This window comes from Litorivivens lipolytica (assembly GCF_014191715.1).
In the GTDB taxonomy this organism is placed as follows: domain Bacteria; phylum Pseudomonadota; class Gammaproteobacteria; order Pseudomonadales; family Spongiibacteraceae; genus Litorivivens; species Litorivivens lipolytica.
Genome location: NZ_JACHWY010000001.1, coordinates 255224 through 274620 on the forward strand (window position 1 = coordinate 255224; position 19397 = coordinate 274620).

Below are 19397 nucleotides of genomic sequence, written 5' to 3' on the forward strand. Positions count from 1 at the left end.
GGCGGTCTGCCGGCTGGCAGAGTATACTGGTAATGCCTTATCCGGCCAATTGCGGCCTGGAATCCATCGGGCAACAAAAAAAGCCAGCACAATATGCGAACTAATGGGGTACCACGTGGTCTATCACGGTAATACACGATCTTACAGTCAGGAGCAGCGTGATTGTGGATCGTGCTGAGTTAAGCGACAAGCAGCTGGTTGAGCGCGTCAAACGCGGCGATCAGCGTGCCTATGACATGCTGGTGCTGAAGTATCAGCACAAGATCTTTGGTCTGATCTCGCGCTATGTCAAAGACAACGATGAAATTCAGGACGTGGCCCAGGAAGCCTTTATCAAGGCCTATCGGGCGCTCCCCAAGTTCCGTGGTGAAAGTGCCTTCTATACCTGGCTCTATCGTATTGCGATCAACACCGCCAAGAACTATCTGGTCAGCCGCAGTCGGCGACCCCCCAGTATTGATGTCGATGTAGGTGATGCCGAGTTCTATGACGGTGCGGATGGCCTGCGCGATACCGACAACCCGGAAAATGTACTGTTCGGTGACGAGCTGAAGACGGTTGTCGACACAGCGATTCAGGCTTTGCCTGAGGATTTGCGCACGGCCTTGACCCTGCGCGAGTTCGACGGCCTGAGTTATGAGGACATCGCTGATGTGATGGATTGTCCGGTGGGTACGGTTCGTTCGCGAATCTTCCGGGCGCGGGAAGCGGTTGATGAAAAAGTTAAGGCCCAGATGGGTGGCAGTGAGGTAATGGCATGAGCAACGATCTTCGGGAATCCCTGTCGGCGCTGATGGACGGCGAGGCATCCGAGCTGGAATTGCGTCGCGTGTTGCGCGATGCGAAAGATGATGACAGCGCCTTTTGGGGAAGAATGCATCGACAGCGCAGCGCCATGCAGGGCGATGCAACCTTCAGCGGGCTGGATATCAGTGCGCGGGTGAGCGCCGCGATTGCTGACGAAGCGCCACTGGTTGCTTCGGCGCGGGATTGGCGCAAACCCCTTGCCGGATTTGCCGTTGCTGCCAGCGTGGCGGCGATGGTGGTCTTTGGTCTCGGCGGTGGAAGCTCGCAACCGGCTGCACCGCAAATGGCGGAAGCGCCTGCGGCACAGAGTGGTCGTGTGTATCTGGCTTCACCCGCGACGAACGCAACGGGTGCTGTCACCGCCAGCGCGGCGAATGTGACCGTGCCGCTTTATCGGCAGGTAGATGACGAGCAGTCTCGTGAGCGTTTTGAGCGATTCCTGCGACAGCATACGGAGCGCGCGGCGCTTAACAGCGGGCAGGGCATGGTGACCTATGCCCGGATGGTTAGCCACGGAGAGGAATAAGTGCTCAGAGTTCTGGCGCAAACCTTCGTTTCTACGCTGCTCGCCGCGCTGATTGGGGTTCCCGCAATGGCGGCGGAGCCTGCCGAGTGGTTGGAACGCATGTCTCACGCCCACCGGGAATTGAGTTATCAGGGGATCGTAACCCATCAGGTTGATGATCAACTGGCATCCTACCGCATCGTGCACCGGGTAGTAGACGGTCGCGAATTTGAATTGCTCACACCTTTAGATTCCTCCAGCACCAAACTTGTCCGCCGCGGGCACAGTATTCACTGCGTGCATCCGGCAGAAAGCATGCTGCGAGCGATCAGCGGCAGCGGTGGGTTTGCCCGCTACTACGACCTTCGTCTCGAAGAGGGTGCGCGAGTAGCAGGGCGCGATGTGGTGACTCTGCATATAGAACCGCGCGACGTCTTCCGGCTCGGTTATGTCATCTCCCTGGACGCGCAGACCGCTATTCCGCTCAAGACTGAAACCCTTGGTCAGCGCGATCAAGTCCTGGAACGTTTTCAGTTCATGTTGTTTGAGCTGGGCGTTGGGGGTGAGTTAAACGATGCTGAGGCTTACGAGATTGGTCACCGCGAGGTCGTAGAAGAGCAGAAGCGCAAGGCGATGCTGTCCAAGCTATCCTGGAATACCGGATGGGTTCCCGACGGCTTTATGCTGGCGGAAACTACTGATCGAAAAAATGAAGCGCTGAGTTATACCGATGGCATCAGCATGTTTTCGGTCTTTATGGAGCGCGCCAGTGACGCCGGTCAGTCTCCTGCGGCCGCTGCCATGCGCAGTGGCGCGACCGTATCCTATACCTACCCGATTCCGGAGCGCGAGCTGGTCGCTACCGTCATTGGTGAGGTGCCGCTGTTGACGGCTGAGCAGGTTGCCAAATCGCTGGTGGTGAACCCGTGATGCGCGAATCCGGCCGGGTGGTCGCCATTGAAGATGACGCCCTCTGGGTGGAAACCATTCGCCAGTCGAGTTGCGGCAGCTGTGCGGCGCAGAAAGGCTGCGGGCAGGGTTTATTGAATAAGATCGGTGACGGCAAGCGCAATCACCTCAGGGTATTGCTCGGTGACGTGCCGGCAAGCCGCTTCCAACTGGACTCAGAGGTTGAGTTCAGTGTGCCGGAACATGTGCTGCTGCGCGGCGCCATGCTGGTCTACCTGCTGCCGCTAATTGCCATGATTGCCGGCATGGGGGTGGCTCACGCCCTGTTTGTCAGCGACAAGCTGGCGGCATTGGGGGCGCTGCTCGGTTTTGTGGGTGGCATGTTGCTGGTTCGCGTACACCATTGGGTGATCCGCGACCGTTTGGACTACCAGCCCACTGTGGTTGAGCCAGCGGTTGCGCCAACAGTAGCCCAATCCCCGTCAGTCGCCGCGCCGCGCGCATAGCCGCGCGGGCGCCGAATGCGATACAATCCCCGCTTTTAGCGCGGCGGGCTCTAGGCTCCGTCACTCGTCAACGCATCAGGCCTCTGGGGATTGTGTGAGCAGTCTTAAACATATCCGAAATTTTTCCATCATTGCCCATATTGACCACGGCAAGTCCACCATCGCAGATCGTTTCATTCAGGTGTGTGGCGGCCTCACTGCTCGCGAGATGGCTGAACAGGTGCTCGACTCGATGGATATCGAACGCGAGCGCGGCATCACGATTAAAGCCCAGAGTGTCACGCTGAACTACACGGCACGCGATGGCGAGACCTACGAGCTCAACTTTATTGATACCCCCGGCCACGTCGATTTCACCTACGAGGTGTCACGCTCCCTGTCCGCCTGTGAAGGTGCCCTGCTGGTGGTGGATGCGGCTCAGGGGGTTGAAGCTCAATCGGTTGCCAACTGCTACACGGCGATAGAGCAGAACCTCGAAGTGATCCCGGTTCTGAACAAGATGGACCTGCCGCAGGCCGATCCGGAGCGGGTCAAAAAGGAAATCGAGGAAATCATCGGTCTCGACGCCAGCGATGCGGTGGCAGCGAGCGCCAAGTCCGGCATGGGCATCGAGGATATTCTCGAGCAGCTGATCGCCAAGATTCCGCCACCTCAAGGTGACCCTGACGGTGAGCTGCAGGCGCTGATTATCGACTCCTGGTTTGATAATTACCTGGGTGTTGTGTCGCTGGTGCGGGTCAAGAACGGCACGCTCAAGAAGGGTGATAAAGTCATCGCCAAGAGTATTGGCAAAGCCCACGGCGTTGATGACGTCGGTATTTTTACGCCTAAACTGACCTCTACGAAAATCTTGCGTGCAGGTGAAGTTGGGTACGTGGTTGCGGGCATCAAGGATATTCACGGTGCCCCGGTTGGCGATACCTTTACTCATGCGGCGACTTCACACGTACCTGCTTTACCCGGTTTCCAGAAGATCAAGCCGCAGGTTTATGCAGGCATGTTCACCGTATCGACGGATGACTATGAGGATTTTCGTGAGGCGCTGGCCAAGCTGACCCTGAACGATGCCTCCCTGTTCTACGAACCGGAAACCTCAGACGCCCTGGGATTCGGTTTTCGCTGCGGTTTTCTCGGCACCCTGCACATGGAGATCATTCAGGAGCGTCTCGAGCGCGAGTACGATCTGGACCTGATCACCACCGCCCCCACGGTTATCTATGAAGTGTTGACCAAGCGCAATGAAGTGCTGCAGGTCGACAACCCGTCATCGCTGCCGGACCCCGGTGAGCTGGAAGAGATGCGAGAGCCTATTGCCCGCGCCAATATTCTTGTACCCCAAGAATTTGTCGGTAATGTTATCTCGCTGTGTGTGGAAAAGCGCGGCGTACAGAAAGACATGCAGTTTCTGGGGCAGCAGGTCTCGCTGACCTACGAAATTCCGATGAGTGAAGTCGTACTGGACTTGTTTGATCGCCTGAAATCGGTGAGTAAAGGCTTTGCATCACTGGATTACAGCTTTGAGCGTTTTCAGGCGGCAAATCTGGTGAAACTCGACGTCTTGATCAATGGTGAGCGGGTGGATGCGCTGGCCATGATCGTACACCGGGATTTTGCTGCCAGCCGTGGTCGGTCGTTGGTTGAGAAAATGAAAGAGCTGATTCCCCGGCAGATGTTTGATGTGGCCATTCAGGCCGCAATTGGCGGGCACGTTATTGCACGGCAAACTGTGAAGGCCCTGCGCAAAAATGTTACCGCAAAATGCTATGGTGGCGACGTATCGCGCAAGCGCAAGCTTCTCGAAAAACAAAAAGCGGGTAAAAAACGCATGAAGATGGTGGGCAAGGTGGAAATTCCCCAGTCCGCGTTCCTCGCAGTTCTCAAGGTTGATAGCTGATGGTAAACAATTTGTTGCTGGTGGTCAGTGCGCTGACACTTATCGTTTGGACTGTGCAGGAAATTCGCGGTCGTCGCCAGCTTGCCGATGCACTGTCCTGGTGTGCGGATCACAAAAAAGAAAATTCCGAGCAGTCTCTGCTCTCGCAAGTGGTACCGGGGTGGTGGAACTCGACCACGGTGTTTATCAATATCCTGTGGATGGCCTGGTTTGCCAGCGTTGTGCTGGTAAAAGACGGTGATTTTGCGCTGGTGCTGGTGGTGGTGACCGCGCTAGCCGGCCTGATTGCACTACTGGATAAATTTGCCTTCACCCGGCGCCGTGAGTTTCTGGTGACCGAAGGCAATATTGCGGTCTACCTGAAATTCAGCGTTAAAGCCGATTTCGAATCCCTCAAGGAGCGTTTGGCAAGCCAGCTACCGATTGCGGAAAACGCAAAATCATTTTTCCCGGTCTTGCTGGTGGTATTGGTGCTGCGCTCCTTTGTCGCCGAACCCTTTCAAATTCCTTCTGCTTCCATGGTGCCCAGCCTCGAGGTTGGGGACTATATTCTGGTTAACAAGTTCAGCTACGGCGTGCGTCTGCCCGTGGTTGGCACCAAAATTGTCGAGGTCGGTGAGCCGGAGCGGGGCGATGTGATGGTGTTTTTCCCACCTCATGACAGCCGTTATTTCATTAAGCGCGTAGTGGGTTTGCCCGGCGATGAGCTGGTATATCGTGACAAAGTGCTCTACGTGAATGGCAAGGAGATGACGCAGCAGTTATTGGCTGAAGTGCCTCCGCTAAATCCCAGCGAACACATTCTTCGCGAGTCGCTTGGTGACCGCGAGCATCTGATCCGCACCGAGTTACGGCAGGATCGTGGTGATTTCAGAGTGGTGGTCGAGCCCGGTCACTACTTTATGATGGGCGACAACCGGGATAACAGTAGTGACAGCCGAGTATGGGGCGCTGTACCGGAAGCCAATATTGTTGGTAAGGCCTTCGCCATCTGGATGCATTGGCGCTCCATTAGTGAGTTGCCCAGCTTTGATAGAGTGGGAACGATCCGTTGATCGCACCTGCATAATAACAAGGAGTCAACGATGCAATTACCTTACAAACAGCGTGGCCTCGGTATTATCCAGTGGGCGGTGATTATCTCGGTCGCTGGCCTGCTGGGCTTGTGTGCGTTCCGACTGGTCCCGATTTATTTGGATCATGTGACCATTCGGCAGGTGGTTAAAAATGCCGCGAACGATCCAGCGTCCAAGGAAATGACCGCGTCGGAGATTCGCAAGTCCATGCAAGGTGCGTTTATTACGAACCGCATTGAGACCATCGACTTGAGAGATATCAAGTTCAAGACGGAGCGCAATGTCATCATCATGGATGCACGCTATGAAGTGCGAGTCCCGCTGATTTACAACATCGATGCGGTGGTTAAGTTTGACAATCTTGTCTACGAGATCCCGCGTCGCTAATGTCTGACTACCGCAAGCTCTCTAATCACTTGGGCTATGTGTTTCAGGACACAGCCCTGTTGGAGCGAGCACTGCGCCATCGTTCAGCCGGGAAAGACAACAATGAACGGCTGGAGTTTCTGGGTGATGCGGTATTGAGTCTGGTCATTGCCGAGGCGCTGAGTCAGCACTTTCCTTCTGCCCCAGAGGGTGAATTAAGCAGAATGCGCGCCAGCCTTGTAAAAGGCGCGACCCTTGCCAAAGTCGCCAGAGAATTTGAGTTGGGCGACTACGTTCTACTTGGTGGTGGTGAGCTTAAAAGCGGTGGCCATCGCCGCGATTCCATACTTGCTGACGTCGTGGAGGCGCTAATCGGCGCGATTTACACCGAAGCCGGCTTCGCCACCGCGCGCGACTGCGTGCAGCGATGGTTTAAAGCGCGCATGGAATCCTTGTCGTCCGGGGAGGCACTGAAAGATGCCAAAACCCGGCTTCAGGAATTTCTGCAGGCCCGAGCAGAAGCGTTGCCAGACTATAGTTTGGTGGAACAATCCGGGTTGGCCCACGAACAGCAGTTTGAAGTGAGTTGCCGTACCGCTCTGCACCCGGAGCCGGTGCAGGCGCGTGCCGGGTCTCGCAAGAAAGCAGAGCAGGCCGCAGCGCAGGCCATGTTAGACATACTACAGAGCAAATCATGACAGAAAGCCGTTGCGGATATATCGCGATTGTCGGTCGCCCCAATGTGGGCAAATCTACCCTGCTGAATCATATTCTGGGGCAGAAAATCAGTATTACCTCGCGTAAGCCCCAGACCACCCGCCACCGGGTATTGGGGATTAAGACCCGTGACCAGATCCAGGCGATCTATGTTGATACGCCCGGCCTGCACCGCGGTCAGAAGCGCGCCATTAACCGCTATATGAACCGGGCTGCTACCACCAGCCTGCGCGATGTAGATGTGATTGCCTTTGTGATTGAAGCCGGGCGATGGACCGAGGAAGATGCCTGGGTGCTGGAGCAGTTAAAGAACTACCAGTGCCCCGTTTTGCTGGTTATCAACAAAGTCGACAAGCTCGAAGACAAGGCCGAGCTGCTACCCTTCATTGCCGCGCGCAACAGCGAGCATAACTATGCGCAGGTTGTACCGGTGTCGGCGCTGCGGGCAGATAACCTGACTGCGCTGGAGCAGACGCTGGATGCCTACTTGCCGGAAGGTCCGCACTTTTTCGACGAAGAGCAAATTACTGACCGCAGCATGCGCTTTCTTACGGCAGAGATTGTCCGAGAAAAAATTACTCGCCAACTCGGCGATGAATTGCCCTACGCAATGACCGTGGAGATTGAGCAGTACAAGCTTGAGCGCGGTGTGACGCATATCAGTGCTGCAATCTATGTTGAGCGTGACGGCCAGAAGAAAATCCTGATAGGCAAAGGTGGCTCGCGCCTGAAATCCATCGGGAGAGAGGCTCGTCTGGACATCGAGAAACTCATTGATGGCAAAGTGATGCTGAATTTGTGGGTCAAAATCAAATCCGGTTGGTCTGATGACGAGCGCGCTCTGCGCAGTCTGGGCTACGACGACGAATAAGATGGAACAGGACTTCGAACCTGCTTTCCTGCTTCATCACCGCCCGTTTAGGGATTCCAGTCTGATCATCGAACTCTTTACGCAATATCAGGGGCGTTTGGGTGCGGTTGCCCGCAGTGCACGGGGTACCAGCGCCAAGGCCCGTGAGCGCGCCAGCGTGTTGCAGCCGTTTCAGTTGCTGGACATCAGCTGTACCGGTCGCGGTGACCTGAAAACACTGGCCAGTGCAGAAGTGCGCGAGCGCCGCAGCCTGAAAGGCGATGCCCTGTACGCAGCCCTGTATTTGAACGAGCTTAGCCTTAGAGCGCTTCATCGCTGTGATCCGCACCCGCGCTTGTGGCAGAGTTATGCTCAAAGCTTGAGTCAGCTTGAGCAGTGGTCGAGCGGCGATCGGGGCACCTTGGAAACCATCCTGCGCTTTTATGAGCTGACGCTGCTCGAACAATTAGGCTATGGTTTGAGTTTTGGGCCGGAGTTGGAACACGATACGGCCTACCAGCTCGATCCCGAGGGAGGGTTCAAAGTGGCACCCCCATCGGCTCCCCATTTCCTGGGGCGAGAGTTGCGTGAGCTCTCGCCGGCGGGTGTGGATGAGTACAGTGGCCTGCCACAGTGGCGCGCGGAACAACTTCGCTTGTTGAAGAGTGTATGCCGGCAGGCGCTGGTTCCCTTGATCGGGCGTGAGCCTCTCAAAAGTCGGGAACTGTTTAGAGGGCGAAACCAGTGATCGTGGGTATAGGAACCGATCTAATTTACATTGCACGGGTAGAGGCTACCTGGAATCGCTTTGGTGAGCGCTTTCTGGCACGCCTGTTATCTGCCGGTGAGCGCCGGCAATTTGAAGCGAGGGGGTGTAACCCGAGTTATCTCGCCAAGCGCTTTGCAGCGAAAGAGGCCGCAGCCAAGGCCTTGGGTGTTGGCATTGGGGAGCACGCCCGGTTATGTGAAATCGAGGTGCTGAATAACCAACAGGGCAAACCGGAGCTTCAATTCTACGGGGCTGCGGCGGAGACGATTAAACGGCAGGGTATTACAAGCAGTCATATTGCGCTGACGGATGAATCGGATCTGGCGCAGGCCTTTGTGGTGCTTGAGCGCTGATTAAACTCAGGCCAAACTCGTTGAGTCGGCCGTCTCTTCGGCGTGCCAAGCCAATAGTGCATCCATTGCCTTCAGGCTTTCCTCGGCGGTCTTCCAGACCTGTGATGTCAGACCTTCATTGATCTCTGATTGAATCGTTTCCATCTGCAGCTCAAGCGCCGGTACCCCCACATAACGGCAGGCGCCGAGCAGTTGGTGAGTCAATGACCGAACCGCTTCGCTGTCGCGTTCACTGACGGCACTTTTCCATTCTTCACGGGTTGCTTCCAGACTGAACAGAAAGCGTTTCAACAGGACCTTGGCAAGTTCAGGTTGGTGATTGGCGCGTTCGATACAGAGGGCTTGGCTGACGACGGCCTCGCCATCGCTGTGAGCCTGCAGCAGCTGTGCCAGGGTTGTCAGAGTCATCGGCTTAAGCAGTACCCTGTCGAACAACGCCAGCGCTGCGGACTCGCTCTCATCCGGCAGATGTGCCGAAAGGGCGACCAGATAACTGTTCTTGTTTAAGGCGCATTGGCGAATAGCGCGCGCCGTTTCTGTACCGTTCATATCCGGCATCTGAAGATCCAGGATGATCAGCGGGTAAGACTGATGTTCGCACAGTGCGACTGCCTCGCGACCGCTGGCGCACAGTGTGCCATTGGTGCCGAGTTCTTCCAGCAGCGCGCTGAGCAGCAGGCGGTTACTGTCGTTGTCGTCGACAACCAGCACGGAGCTGGTGGGGGCCGGTTGCGGTCCGGCGCGTTCGTCACGCCCCTGCAGCGCCTCTAGCAATTTGCGCTCACTCAAGGGCTTTTGCAGGAATACGTGGTCTTGCCGCGCCAGCACACCGGCGAGACTGGGCAGCAAAATAATGACGTCGGGGTGGGCTGTTAGCTGCGCTTCGGCGGCAGAAAAACTGTGCTGACTGGCAAAGCCGGCAATTAGTGTATTGCCGCTTCCGGTTATCGCTAACAGCTCTTCCAACTGACCATGGCTTTCCACCTCATAAGCATGCGCCCGGAGGCGGCGCCTCAGGGCACGGCGGGCATCTGGATTTTCTTCCCAGATATGAACGGTAATGCCTTTAGCTTCTACCGGGAGCGCTTTCGTTGTTTCCGGTGTTAAGGGCAGGCGAACCTCAAAGTGTGCGCCGCGCCCGAGCTCACTGTTGACCTGAATGCTCCCGCCCATCAGGTCTGTCAGCCGTTTTACTACAGCCAGACCAAGCCCGGTCCCACCGTGTTGGCGCGTGTCAGTGCCATCCAGTTGCTGGAACGCCTGAAATAGCTTGGATTGTTCCGGCGAGCTGATACCGATCCCGGTATCGATGACGCTCAGGCTGATGAGTCCTGACTCGGTCTCTTCGGCTCGCAGGTGAATTAGAACCTGCCCTGCGTCGGTAAATTTGACCGCATTACTGATCAGGTTGGTGAGCAGTTGTTTCAGACGAGCAGAATCTCCCATGACCCGAAGTGGGAGCGGTTCTTCCGCATCAACAATGAGCTCAATGCCTTTGTCGGCGGCCTGCTGGGAGAACAGACTGGCGCTTTCTTCAATCACTGGTAGTAGATCGAAGGGCTGATACTGGAGTGAGAATTTGCCCGCCTCGATCTTGGATAGATCCAGAATGTCATTCAGTACCCGCAGGAGGTGCTCCGCGGAATGTTTGATGGTGTCGATATATTCCCGGCGACGGGGATTGGTTTCTGATTGCAGCAACACGTTGCAGAAGCCAAGTATGCCCGTTAGCGGCGTCCTCACCTCATGACTGGTGTTGGCCAGAAACTCCGATTTGGACTGGCTGGCCGACAGGGCTTCTTCCCGGGCCAGTGCCAACTCCATATTGCTGATTTCAAGGCTTTCCAGTGTGCGCTGCAGATCCTGATTACTGTGCTCGACTTCGTTTTTCAGCTGCCGCAGATGTTGCTGGGTGCGATGAGCCAGCTCATTGATTGCGCTAAACAGAAGCTGCCAGTCGCGATTCTTTGAATGGGGCAGGCGGGTACTCCAGTCGTGCTGATCGAGGTTGCTGAGTAGCTGGTGGGTCTGCTTGATGGAGTTGTCGAAATTTCGGGTCAGGCGGCCGCCGAGGTAAACCACCAGCAAAAGACTCAACAATAGCCATACCAGACTGAGTGCGATAACGCCGTAGCGGGCCTGAAGAAAGTGATTGTGGCTGGAGGTGATAACGGCCCAACCCAGCTGCGCAGGCTCGGTGCCGGATGTCGGCGAGAGATCGGTATGGTCGTAGCGATAGACCGGCCAATAGGCGGTTAACTGCTGCTCGTGCCAGACCGGGCTGCCGCGCTCGAAGGGCAGGCTAAGATTGGGTTTGATCGGCGCACCGCGCTGTCCAAGCCAGTTCCCGTCCATGTCCAACAGGCCGGCACCCACGGTCTGCCGGTCGAAGCTGCTGGCAAGAAGGTCGTCAAGGCCTTCTGAGTCACCCTGGCGCAGCGCGGCCGCGGCATGCCGGGCCAGCAGGCGGGCCGAGCGTTCCGCCAGTGTTTCGTCGAGGTGGTGAACCTCCGTCAGGTAGCTTTTCAGCAGAAACAGCCCGGTGCCACCCGCAACCAGCAGGAAGGGCAGGATTGCCAGTACCATGATCTGCTGGCGGATGGCTAGCTTGGGCATTGGAAGCGGGCGCCTTGCATTAATGGTAAACTTCGCGGGCAGCGGATAGTGAGTGTGAATATGCCCAACTCTTCCGCGTAAATCCACCTATAATACCCGCCTCAAATAAGGTATCTGGCGCAGTACATGATTGAATTTCCTACCATTGAGCATTTTGTCGGCGGCACACCGCTGGTGCGCCTGCAACGCCTGCCCGGCAATACCAGTAACAAGATTCTGGTCAAACTCGAGGGCAACAATCCGGCGGGTTCGGTCAAGGATCGGCCGGCGTTGAGCATGATCAATCGCGCAGAGCAGCGCGGTGATATCAAGCCGGGCGACACGCTGATCGAAGCTACCAGCGGCAATACCGGTATTGCGCTGGCCATGGCGGCCGCCATCAAGGGCTATCGCATGGTTCTGATTATGCCGAGTCACATGAGTCTGGAGCGTAAGCTGGCCATGGCCGCCTATGGCGCCGAGCTAGTGGAAGTGACTCAGGAGGAGGGCATGGAAGGCGCGCGGGATCTGGCGCTGAAAATGCAGGATGAGGGCAAAGGCGTGGTGCTCGATCAATTCGGCAATGCGGATAACCCTGAGGCTCACTACACCGGTACCGGCCCCGAAATCTGGCAGCAGACAGATGGCCAGATCACCCATTTTGTCAGCTCGATGGGGACGACAGGCACCATCATGGGCGTGTCCCGCTATTTGAAAGAGAAAAATCCAGCCATCGAAATCGTTGGCTTGCAGCCAGATGATTGTTCGTCTATTCCGGGAATTCGGCGCTGGCCTGAAGCTTACCTGCCCAAGATTTACGACGCGGCGCGGGTTGATCGCATTATCGACATGGATCAGAAGACGGCGGAAGTGACCATGCGACGTCTTGCCGCCGAAGAAGGAATATTGTGCGGCGTTTCGTCGGGCGGTGCGGTAGCAGGTGCGCTGCGTCTGTCGGAAACGGTTGAGAACGCCATTATCGTTGCCATTGTCTGCGACCGAGGTGACCGTTATCTGTCGACGGGCGTCTTTAACGAGGCGCTGTCAGGGCAACGGGCCTGAGCCTCGGCGACGTCTGACTGAACAGCGAATGGTCTCATCATGGTAAAAGTACGCGAAGACTACCCTCTGGCGGCCGATGGTGAAGTTGACCTGCAGGCCTGGGCCAAAAGGCTCGGGGTCAATGAGAAGGAAGTCGATATCGGCGTACTGATCAGCGCCTGTGAGCTTAGCGCTGAATGTGCCCGCCGTACCGGCTCATCCCACAACAATACACTGCCGATGGCGAGCTTTTTCACCGCCCTTGAGATGGTGGAGATCCTGTCCGACCTGCATCTGGATCAGGATGCGCTGGTGGCCGCTGCCCTCTACCGTTCCGTGCGTGAGGGCCGGCTGGATCTCGCCGAGGTAGAAAAGCGCTACGGAGCGGTAGTTCACAAGCTGATTGACGGTGTGCAGCGCATGGCTGCCATTACCGTGATGAACGCCTCCCAGCACGACTCCCAGATACTCGGCCAGTCCGAGGCACAAAGTGAAACCATCCGTAAAATGTTGGTCGCACTGGTAGATGATGTGCGGGTGGCCCTGATCAAGCTGGCGGAACGGACCTCCGCAATACGCGCCGTTAAAAACAAGCCTGAAAAGCGCTACCGGGTTGCACGCGAAGTCTTCGATATCTACGCACCGCTGGCGCATCGACTGGGTATCGGTCATATCAAGTGGGAGCTTGAGGATCTCAGCTTTCGCTACCTTCAACCGCTGGCCTACAAAAAAATCGCCAAGCTGCTGGATGAAAAGCGACTGGATCGACAGCGCTACATCGATGAAGCGCTCGCGTTGATTTCCAGTGCGCTGGAGAAAGAGGGTGTAGAGGCGGAGATCGTCGGCCGAGCCAAGCACATCTACAGTATCTGGCGCAAAATGCAGCGCAAGGGTATCGGGTTTTCTCAGGTATACGATATTCGTGCGGTGCGTATTCTGGTGCCTGATATAAAATCCTGCTACACCGTGCTGGGCGTGATTCACGGCCTCTGGCGCAATATTCCCAACGAATTCGACGATTACATCGCTAACCCGAAAGAAAACGGCTACCGCTCACTGCATACCGCGGTAATCGGGCCTATGGGTAAGGTACTCGAAGTGCAGATTCGAACCCAAAGCATGCACGAAGAGGCCGAGTTCGGGGTCTGTTCGCACTGGCGCTACAAGGGCGCAGACGGTTCCAGCAAGAACACCATCGGCTACGAAGAAAAGATTGCGTGGCTGCGTCAGGTGCTGGACTGGCACGAGGAAAGCGGCGACAGCCTCGATATTTCCGAACACCTGCAGCAGGCACAGGACAGGGTTTACGTCTTCACGCCAGATGGACACGTGGTCAATCTGAAATACGGATCGACACCGCTGGATTTTGCCTACCACATTCATACTGAGGTGGGGCATCGCTGTCGAGGAGCGAAAGTTAACGGCCGCATTGTGCCGCTGACCTACACTTTGCAGACCGGCGAGCGGGTGGAAATTCTGACGGGCAAGGAAAACGCCCCGCGCCGAGACTGGCTGCAGTCCAATCTGGGCTACCTGAAAACCTCCCGCGCGCGAACCAAGGTTCAGCATTGGTTCCGGCAGCAGGCCAAGGAAGACAATGTGCTGGCCGGTCGTTACCTGCTGGAGAAAGAGTTCAAACGCCTCGGCTTAACCAGCGTCGACTACAAGACCATCGCCAATGGCTTGAACTGTGCGAGCGTCGACGACATGTATGCGGCGGTTGGCGCGGGTGACCTGAGCTCCATGCAAGTGATCAAAACCGCCCATGCGCTGTTGGGGCGGGAAACACCCAAGCAACCCATATTGCAGACGGTGGCGCCGTCAAACAGCGACGGTTCCGGAGATATCAGCATCAGCGGGGTGGGCAACCTGTTGACCCACATTGCCGGGTGCTGCAAACCGCTGCCGGGTGAAGCCATCGTTGGCTATATTACTGTCGGCCGGGGTGTCAGCATTCACCGCCAGGACTGCAAAAAACTGCTGCATCTGCAGGCGGTAGAACCTGAGCGTATTGTCGAGGTTAGCTGGGCCGGGCGGAAAACCGAAACCTATCCGGTGGATATTGCCATTGAGGCATATGACCGTCAGGGGCTACTGCGGGATATTACTTTCCTGCTGAGCAACGAGCATATCAATGTGATTTCCATGTCGACCGACACCGATGTTAAGAGTCATATCGCATCGATGACCTTGCGGGTTGAGGTACCGGGTCTGGCAGAACTGGCCAACCTGTTTGCCAAACTCAACGGGCTGCCCAACGTCGCCGCGGTCAGACGGATCAGCGAGTTGTAAATGTATAGTCTGGATGACCTGCGAACCCTGATGCGCTGCCTGCGCGACCCGGAGCACGGTTGCCCCTGGGACCTTAAACAGACCTACCAGACCATCGCGCCGCATACCCTCGAAGAATGCTATGAGTTAATCGATGCCATCGAGTCCGGCGACACAGAACAGATCCGTCAGGAACTGGGCGACGTGCTGTTTCAGGTTGTGTTTTACAGCCAGCTGGCAGAAGAGGCGGGTGATTTCACCTTTAGTGAGGTAACCGATGCCATTGTCAGCAAACTGCTGCGCCGCCACCCCCATGTCTTCCCGGAAGGCGAGCTCGATAAACCAACGAATGGGCGTGCGATTGATGAAGCCGAGATCAAGCGGCGTTGGGAAGAGATCAAAGCGGAAGAGCGCGCCGCCAAAGCCCAAAATGGCGTGCTTGATGACATTCCAACGGCACTGCCTGCTCTGAAACGCGCGCAAAAACTACAAAAGCGAGCCGCTACCATCGGTTTTGACTGGCAAGCGGTTGGCGGCGTGTTCGATAAACTCGACGAAGAGCGGGCCGAGCTGGCTGAAGCGATTGCCAGCGGAGATAAGGATCATCAGGCCGAAGAAATGGGCGACCTGATTTTTGTGGTCGTCAATCTCGCCCGCCACCTTGGGTTGGACGCTGAAACCGTACTGCGCGCGGCAAACCGCAAGTTCGAGGCGCGATTTCAGCAGATGGAACAGCTCTCTGATAAATCCTTGGGGGAGCTGTCCCCCGCAACCCTCGAGTCGCTGTGGGAGCAGGCCAAAAAGGCCCTTAAAAACGCCGACTAATGGCCGGCTGTTTTGTAGTTCGCCAGATGCTTCTGCAGCAGCGAGCGATAGCGGGGCGTCGGCCCGATATCCTCATACAGCGGATCACCCAGTTCGTCGTGAGACACCACAGCACTGCCACGTACATAGGGTAATGTACGTTCGACTTCCGCCAATGAGGCGGATAACAGGTCAGTGATGATTTCTTCAACAGAACGAAGCGGATAGAGTTCCGCCAGGGCTTGAAGCTTGGAGGCCTCTTCTAGAGGCAGGCGAACTTCGAACACATCTTTGGTCAATTCAGCTCTTGCAGTATCTTCCCAAAGATCGAGCAGCTCTTTGATTTCCATAGAACCTTCCGAGTTGAGACAAGCAAAACGCTCACTTTCATCATAGAGCCCAATTCGCGTTTTTCGCAAGGAAAATGTGGGCAAAATAGGTGGATTTCCGGATAAGGAGGGCCGCTCAACCTCCCGTGCGGTGGCGGTTGTGGCCGGCCACGGGGTTGTGCTCAGGCGGCTTGCTGTGTATCTTGTCGCCTCTTTTTGCGGGCGCCCTCCAGCCCGCAACCCGGTTACACTACCTTTGGAGCGAACCATGCGCGTTATTTTGTTGGGGCCGCCAGGAGCAGGGAAAGGCACTCAAGCACAGTTTATCTGCGAGCATTTTGCCATTCCGCAGATCTCGACTGGCGATATGCTGCGGGCTGCCGTCAAGGCAGAATCCGAGCTGGGCCTTCAGGTTAAGGAAGTTATGACCTCCGGTGGTCTGGTGTCTGATGACATCATTATTGCCCTGGTGAAAGAGCGTATAAAGGAAGCGGATTGCGCCAACGGTTTCCTGTTTGATGGCTTCCCTCGTACGATTCCTCAGGCTGAAGCCCTGCAGCAGGCCGGTGTTACCATCGACAAGGTTCTGGAAATTGCGGTTGCTGACGAAGAAATCGTATCGCGCATGAGTGGCCGTCGCGTCCACGAGGCCTCGGGACGTACCTACCACGTCGTCAACAATCCGCCGAAGCAGGAGGGTGTTGACGATGTGACCGGTGAAGCGCTGGTTCAGCGCGAGGACGATCAGGAAGATACGGTTCGCAAGCGTCTATCGGTTTATCACGAGCAGACCAAACCTCTGGTGGATTTTTACCAGCAGCTGAGTGGTGCCGATGCGCCAAGCTACGCCCGTGTAGAAGGGGTTGGTAGCGTCGATGAAATCAAACAGCGCGTGTTGAGTGCTCTGGGTTGATCCCTTTGCACTGAACTCTCGTAAAGCGCCGGTCGGCGCTTTTTTTTTGCCGGTATAATGGTCGGCGCAAATAATTCATCCAGCTAATCACATTGGGGGAAAGCATGAGTGGAAAGGCCGTCATACTGATTAATCTCGGCACACCGGATAATCCGGACAGTGCGGGGGTCAGGGCATTTCTGAAAGATTTCCTCTCGGATCGCCGGGTCGTTGAAGTGCCGCGCCCAATCTGGTGGCTCATTCTGAACCTCATCATCCTCCCATTTCGTTCACCGAAGGTGGCTAAAAAGTACCAACCCCTATGGGCAATGGGAGATTCCCCCTTGCGCCTGTTTAGTCAGCGGCTGGTGGCGGGTATTCAGGAAAAACTGGGTCAGGACATCGCGGTAGAGCTGGCGATGACCTACGGCAAACCCGGTCTGGTTGAAGTGATCGAAGAATTGGAAGCGAAGGGCGCAAAAGAGTTCTATTTTGTTCCGCTTTACCCCCAGTATTCCGCCACCACAACCGCAGCCGCTATGGATGCGGTCGCGCGTTACTTTATGGGGCGTCGCGATATACCGCAGTGGTCGTGGCTGCGTAATTATCATGATGAGCAAGCCTATATTGAGGCTTTGGCAGACAGCGTGCGCGCTCACTGGCAGACGCACGGTCAGTCGGACCGTCTGCTCATGTCATTTCACGGTATTCCCAAGCGCAATGTCGACCTTGGTGATCCTTACCAGCAACACTGTCAGGAAACCGCCGAAAGTCTGGCAAAGGCGCTGGGATTGAACAGCGATCAGTGGCTGATGACCTATCAATCTAGATTGGGCAAAGCGGAATGGCTGCAGCCCTATACCGATAAAACCGTGGCGGAGCTAGCTAAAAGCGGGGTGAAAAGTGTCGATGTTATCGCACCGTCGTTTGCTGCGGATTGCCTCGAAACCTTGGAAGAGCTCGACACTGAAGCGGCCGAAATTTTCTATGAAAACGGTGGCGAAAGCTTTTCTTATATTCCCTGCCTGAATGATTCCGAAAAGCACGTGGGGTTTTTCACAGACATAATAAAAAGAAAGCTCTCGTCACATTAAATTGAATGCGCGAGCAAACTCGCGCGTTCGATTTACAGTCGAAACGTGAACAAAGTAATCAGAATTTATTTGGAATCCACTGATTTTTCTGTTGATTTCTTGGCTGTTGTTTAATTTATGTGCTATTTTGATTTCGACAGTTTCTGTTGATGCGTGTCGAGGAGAAAAAAAATGGCCGTTAAAAAAGCAAAAGCGAAAGCAAAAACAAGAAAGGCTCCTGCCAAGAAACGAGCGCGGAAAGCTGTAACAACCACGCCGGCAGTTAAGAAAGCAGAAGCCGCTCTTACAAAAGCAACCAAAGCCGTAGAGGCAGATCGCAAAGCTGTAGCGACTGCTAAAAACGCGGCAACCGCGGCAAAAGCGAAAGCAGCCAAGTCAGGTAAGAAAACTGACAAGAATGCTGCAAAACGCGCTGGCAACGCTGTGAAGCGTGCCAATGAAAAAATGCGTAAATCGCGTGAGGCAATGGCTAAAGCCAAGCTGAGCCTGTCGAAAGCTCAGGTTGAAGCCAAGATTAAAGCCTCTGAGCAGGCAGTTAAGGATAAAGTCGCTGAGCGCGCTAAAGCGCTGGACGATAAAACCGAAGCTGACCTGAAAAAAGCGTTGTCAGCCTTCCAGGCTCGTTGGCGCAAGAAGCGCACAGCTGCCAACAAGAAGAAGCTGGCGTCTATTACGCGTAAACTGACAACCAAGCATAAGCAGGCTGCCAAGAAGCTGGAAGCCAAAGCTAAGGCTGCTGAGAAGAAAGCTGCTAAAAAAGCGGCGCCGAAAAAACGCAAGGCTGCTGCCAAGCGTAAAGCGGCTCCGAAAAAAGCAGCTGCAAAGAAAGCTCCAGCCAAGAAGGCAGCTGCTAAGAAAAAGGCCGTCAGAAAGGCGCCAGCCAAGCGTAAAACCGCAGCTAAGAAAAGAGCCCCGGCGAAGCGTAAGGCTAAGTAATCGTTCTGTAGGAATACAGACGGTGAAATAAGATCAGAGGCGGTAGCTGCTCGGCAGTTACCGCCTTTTGCTTTCCAGAGTATTGAGATTCAGGAAAGCGTCCTTCATTCCTGCAAATGCTGTCGGTTTGCACCGCAGCGTTTTAAGCCAGCCTTTCACACTCAAATCGTCCCCCTGCAGCCGGGTTTTCAGGCCTTCCAAGGCTTGTTTTTGAAAAACGGCGCAGAGAAAGTGGGCGCGCGCCTCATCCACGGCGTAGCTGGCTTCTAGTGATTCGCTCACTGCCGTCGCCAGCAGTTTCTCCGCAAGTTCATTCGGCAAGGCGGGGCAGTCACAGGGAACGACCAGAACCCAATCACTGCTGCAGTGCGCGGCACAGGCGGCAATGCCGGCCAGTGGGCCGCGAAAGTCATTCGACTGGTCCGTGTGCACGGCATAGCCAAAGGCCGCGTAGGCTTCGATATTGCGATTGGCGCTGATGTATACCTGCTTCACCTGTGGCGCAATACACTCTATAACCCACGCGATAAGCGGTTTACCCTGCCAATCAAGCAAGCCCTTGTCTCGTCCGCCGACTCGACGACCTTCGCCGCCGGCAAGAATAATCGCGTCGAGCTGTTGGTGAGGTGACATCGATGGTGTTGCTGCCATGGGTTTGCGTCTGCCGGAAAGTGGGTGCTGTG

20 protein-coding genes are annotated in these 19397 nt (G+C 55.7%); 17 read left to right on the top strand and 3 right to left on the bottom strand.

Going from position 1 to position 19397, the window contains the following annotated elements:
- The first annotated feature begins 158 nt into the window (after window positions 1-158).
- The 11 genes from rpoE to acpS all read left to right on the top strand — a co-directional run bounded on the left by rpoE (window position 159) and on the right by acpS (window position 8752).
- Window positions 159-761: an RNA polymerase sigma factor RpoE gene (rpoE, locus tag FHR99_RS01135; RefSeq protein WP_425488591.1), complete on the top strand. Its 603-nt coding sequence runs from the start codon at window positions 159-161 to the stop codon at window positions 759-761.
- Window positions 758-1333, top strand: a complete 576-nt coding sequence (locus tag FHR99_RS01140) for a sigma-E factor negative regulatory protein (protein WP_183408712.1) — start codon at window positions 758-760, stop codon at window positions 1331-1333. The genes rpoE and FHR99_RS01140 overlap by 4 nt, the downstream gene beginning before the upstream one ends.
- Window positions 1334-2242: a MucB/RseB C-terminal domain-containing protein gene (locus tag FHR99_RS01145; RefSeq protein WP_183408713.1), complete on the top strand. Its 909-nt coding sequence runs from the start codon at window positions 1334-1336 to the stop codon at window positions 2240-2242.
- Window positions 2242-2727, top strand: a complete 486-nt coding sequence (locus FHR99_RS01150) for a SoxR reducing system RseC family protein (RefSeq protein WP_246386489.1) — start codon at window positions 2242-2244, stop codon at window positions 2725-2727. Before FHR99_RS01145 ends, FHR99_RS01150 begins: the two co-directional genes overlap by 1 nt.
- Window positions 2728-2821: 94 nt before the next feature.
- A complete protein-coding gene (gene lepA, locus FHR99_RS01155; protein ID WP_183408715.1) occupies window positions 2822-4621 on the top strand; it encodes a translation elongation factor 4 in 1800 nt (599 codons plus the stop codon).
- Window positions 4621-5676, top strand: coding sequence for a signal peptidase I (gene lepB / locus FHR99_RS01160; protein ID WP_183408716.1), 1056 nt, complete (start codon window positions 4621-4623; stop codon window positions 5674-5676). The genes lepA and lepB overlap by 1 nt, the downstream gene beginning before the upstream one ends.
- Before the next feature lie 30 nt (window positions 5677-5706).
- Window positions 5707-6084 (top strand): DUF4845 domain-containing protein, encoded by a 378-nt coding sequence (locus FHR99_RS01165; protein WP_183408717.1) that lies wholly within the window; start codon window positions 5707-5709, stop codon window positions 6082-6084.
- The gene (gene rnc / locus FHR99_RS01170; RefSeq protein WP_183408718.1) at window positions 6084-6761 is read left to right on the top strand and encodes a ribonuclease III; all 678 of its coding nucleotides are present in this window, start codon (window positions 6084-6086) and stop codon (window positions 6759-6761) included. The genes FHR99_RS01165 and rnc overlap by 1 nt, the downstream gene beginning before the upstream one ends.
- Window positions 6758-7651, top strand: a complete 894-nt coding sequence (gene era, locus FHR99_RS01175) for a GTPase Era (protein WP_183408719.1) — start codon at window positions 6758-6760, stop codon at window positions 7649-7651. The genes rnc and era overlap by 4 nt, the downstream gene beginning before the upstream one ends.
- A gap of 1 nt (window position 7652) precedes the next feature.
- Window positions 7653-8378 carry a DNA repair protein RecO gene (recO, locus tag FHR99_RS01180; RefSeq protein WP_183408720.1) on the top strand — a complete coding sequence of 242 codons (726 nt, stop codon included), beginning with the start codon at window positions 7653-7655 and terminating at the stop codon, window positions 8376-8378.
- Window positions 8375-8752 carry a holo-ACP synthase gene (gene acpS / locus FHR99_RS01185; RefSeq protein WP_183408721.1) on the top strand — a complete coding sequence of 126 codons (378 nt, stop codon included), beginning with the start codon at window positions 8375-8377 and terminating at the stop codon, window positions 8750-8752. Before recO ends, acpS begins: the two co-directional genes overlap by 4 nt.
- A 6-nt stretch (window positions 8753-8758) precedes the next feature.
- On the opposite strand, the gene FHR99_RS01190 is transcribed toward acpS, so the two are convergent.
- Window positions 8759-11368 carry an ATP-binding protein gene (locus tag FHR99_RS01190; protein ID WP_183408722.1) on the bottom strand — a complete coding sequence of 870 codons (2610 nt, stop codon included), beginning with the start codon at window positions 11366-11368 and terminating at the stop codon, window positions 8759-8761.
- Window positions 11369-11497: 129 nt separating this feature from the next.
- Between FHR99_RS01190 and cysM the strand changes: the two genes are divergently transcribed.
- The 3 genes from cysM to mazG are packed head-to-tail and all read left to right on the top strand — an operon-like array spanning window position 11498 to window position 15484.
- Window positions 11498-12409, top strand: a complete 912-nt coding sequence (gene cysM, locus FHR99_RS01195) for a cysteine synthase CysM (protein WP_183410071.1) — start codon at window positions 11498-11500, stop codon at window positions 12407-12409.
- A 39-nt stretch (window positions 12410-12448) separates the two neighbouring features.
- Window positions 12449-14680, top strand: coding sequence for a GTP diphosphokinase (gene relA / locus FHR99_RS01200; RefSeq protein WP_183408723.1), 2232 nt, complete (start codon window positions 12449-12451; stop codon window positions 14678-14680).
- Window positions 14681-15484, top strand: coding sequence for a nucleoside triphosphate pyrophosphohydrolase (gene mazG, locus FHR99_RS01205; RefSeq protein ID WP_183408724.1), 804 nt, complete (start codon window positions 14681-14683; stop codon window positions 15482-15484).
- Here the strand turns inward: mazG and FHR99_RS01210 are convergent.
- Window positions 15481-15813 (bottom strand): type 1 pili tip component, encoded by a 333-nt coding sequence (locus FHR99_RS01210; RefSeq protein WP_183408725.1) that lies wholly within the window; start codon window positions 15811-15813, stop codon window positions 15481-15483. The genes mazG and FHR99_RS01210 overlap by 4 nt on opposite strands.
- A 247-nt stretch (window positions 15814-16060) precedes the next feature.
- Here FHR99_RS01210 and adk point away from each other — a divergent pair, with 247 nt between their 5' ends.
- The 3 genes from adk to FHR99_RS01225 all read left to right on the top strand — a co-directional run bounded on the left by adk (window position 16061) and on the right by FHR99_RS01225 (window position 18714).
- The gene (adk, locus tag FHR99_RS01215) at window positions 16061-16705 is read left to right on the top strand and encodes an adenylate kinase (protein ID WP_183408726.1); all 645 of its coding nucleotides are present in this window, start codon (window positions 16061-16063) and stop codon (window positions 16703-16705) included.
- A gap of 104 nt (window positions 16706-16809) precedes the next feature.
- Window positions 16810-17778: a ferrochelatase gene (gene hemH, locus FHR99_RS01220; RefSeq protein ID WP_183408727.1), complete on the top strand. Its 969-nt coding sequence runs from the start codon at window positions 16810-16812 to the stop codon at window positions 17776-17778.
- Window positions 17779-17949: 171 nt separating this feature from the next.
- Entirely contained in the window at window positions 17950-18714 is a 765-nt protein-coding gene (locus tag FHR99_RS01225; RefSeq protein ID WP_183408728.1) for a hypothetical protein, read from the top strand.
- A gap of 57 nt (window positions 18715-18771) precedes the next feature.
- On the opposite strand, the gene mobA is transcribed toward FHR99_RS01225, so the two are convergent.
- Window positions 18772-19365 (bottom strand): molybdenum cofactor guanylyltransferase MobA, encoded by a 594-nt coding sequence (gene mobA, locus FHR99_RS01230; RefSeq protein ID WP_183408729.1) that lies wholly within the window; start codon window positions 19363-19365, stop codon window positions 18772-18774.
- Window positions 19366-19397 lie beyond the last annotated feature (32 nt).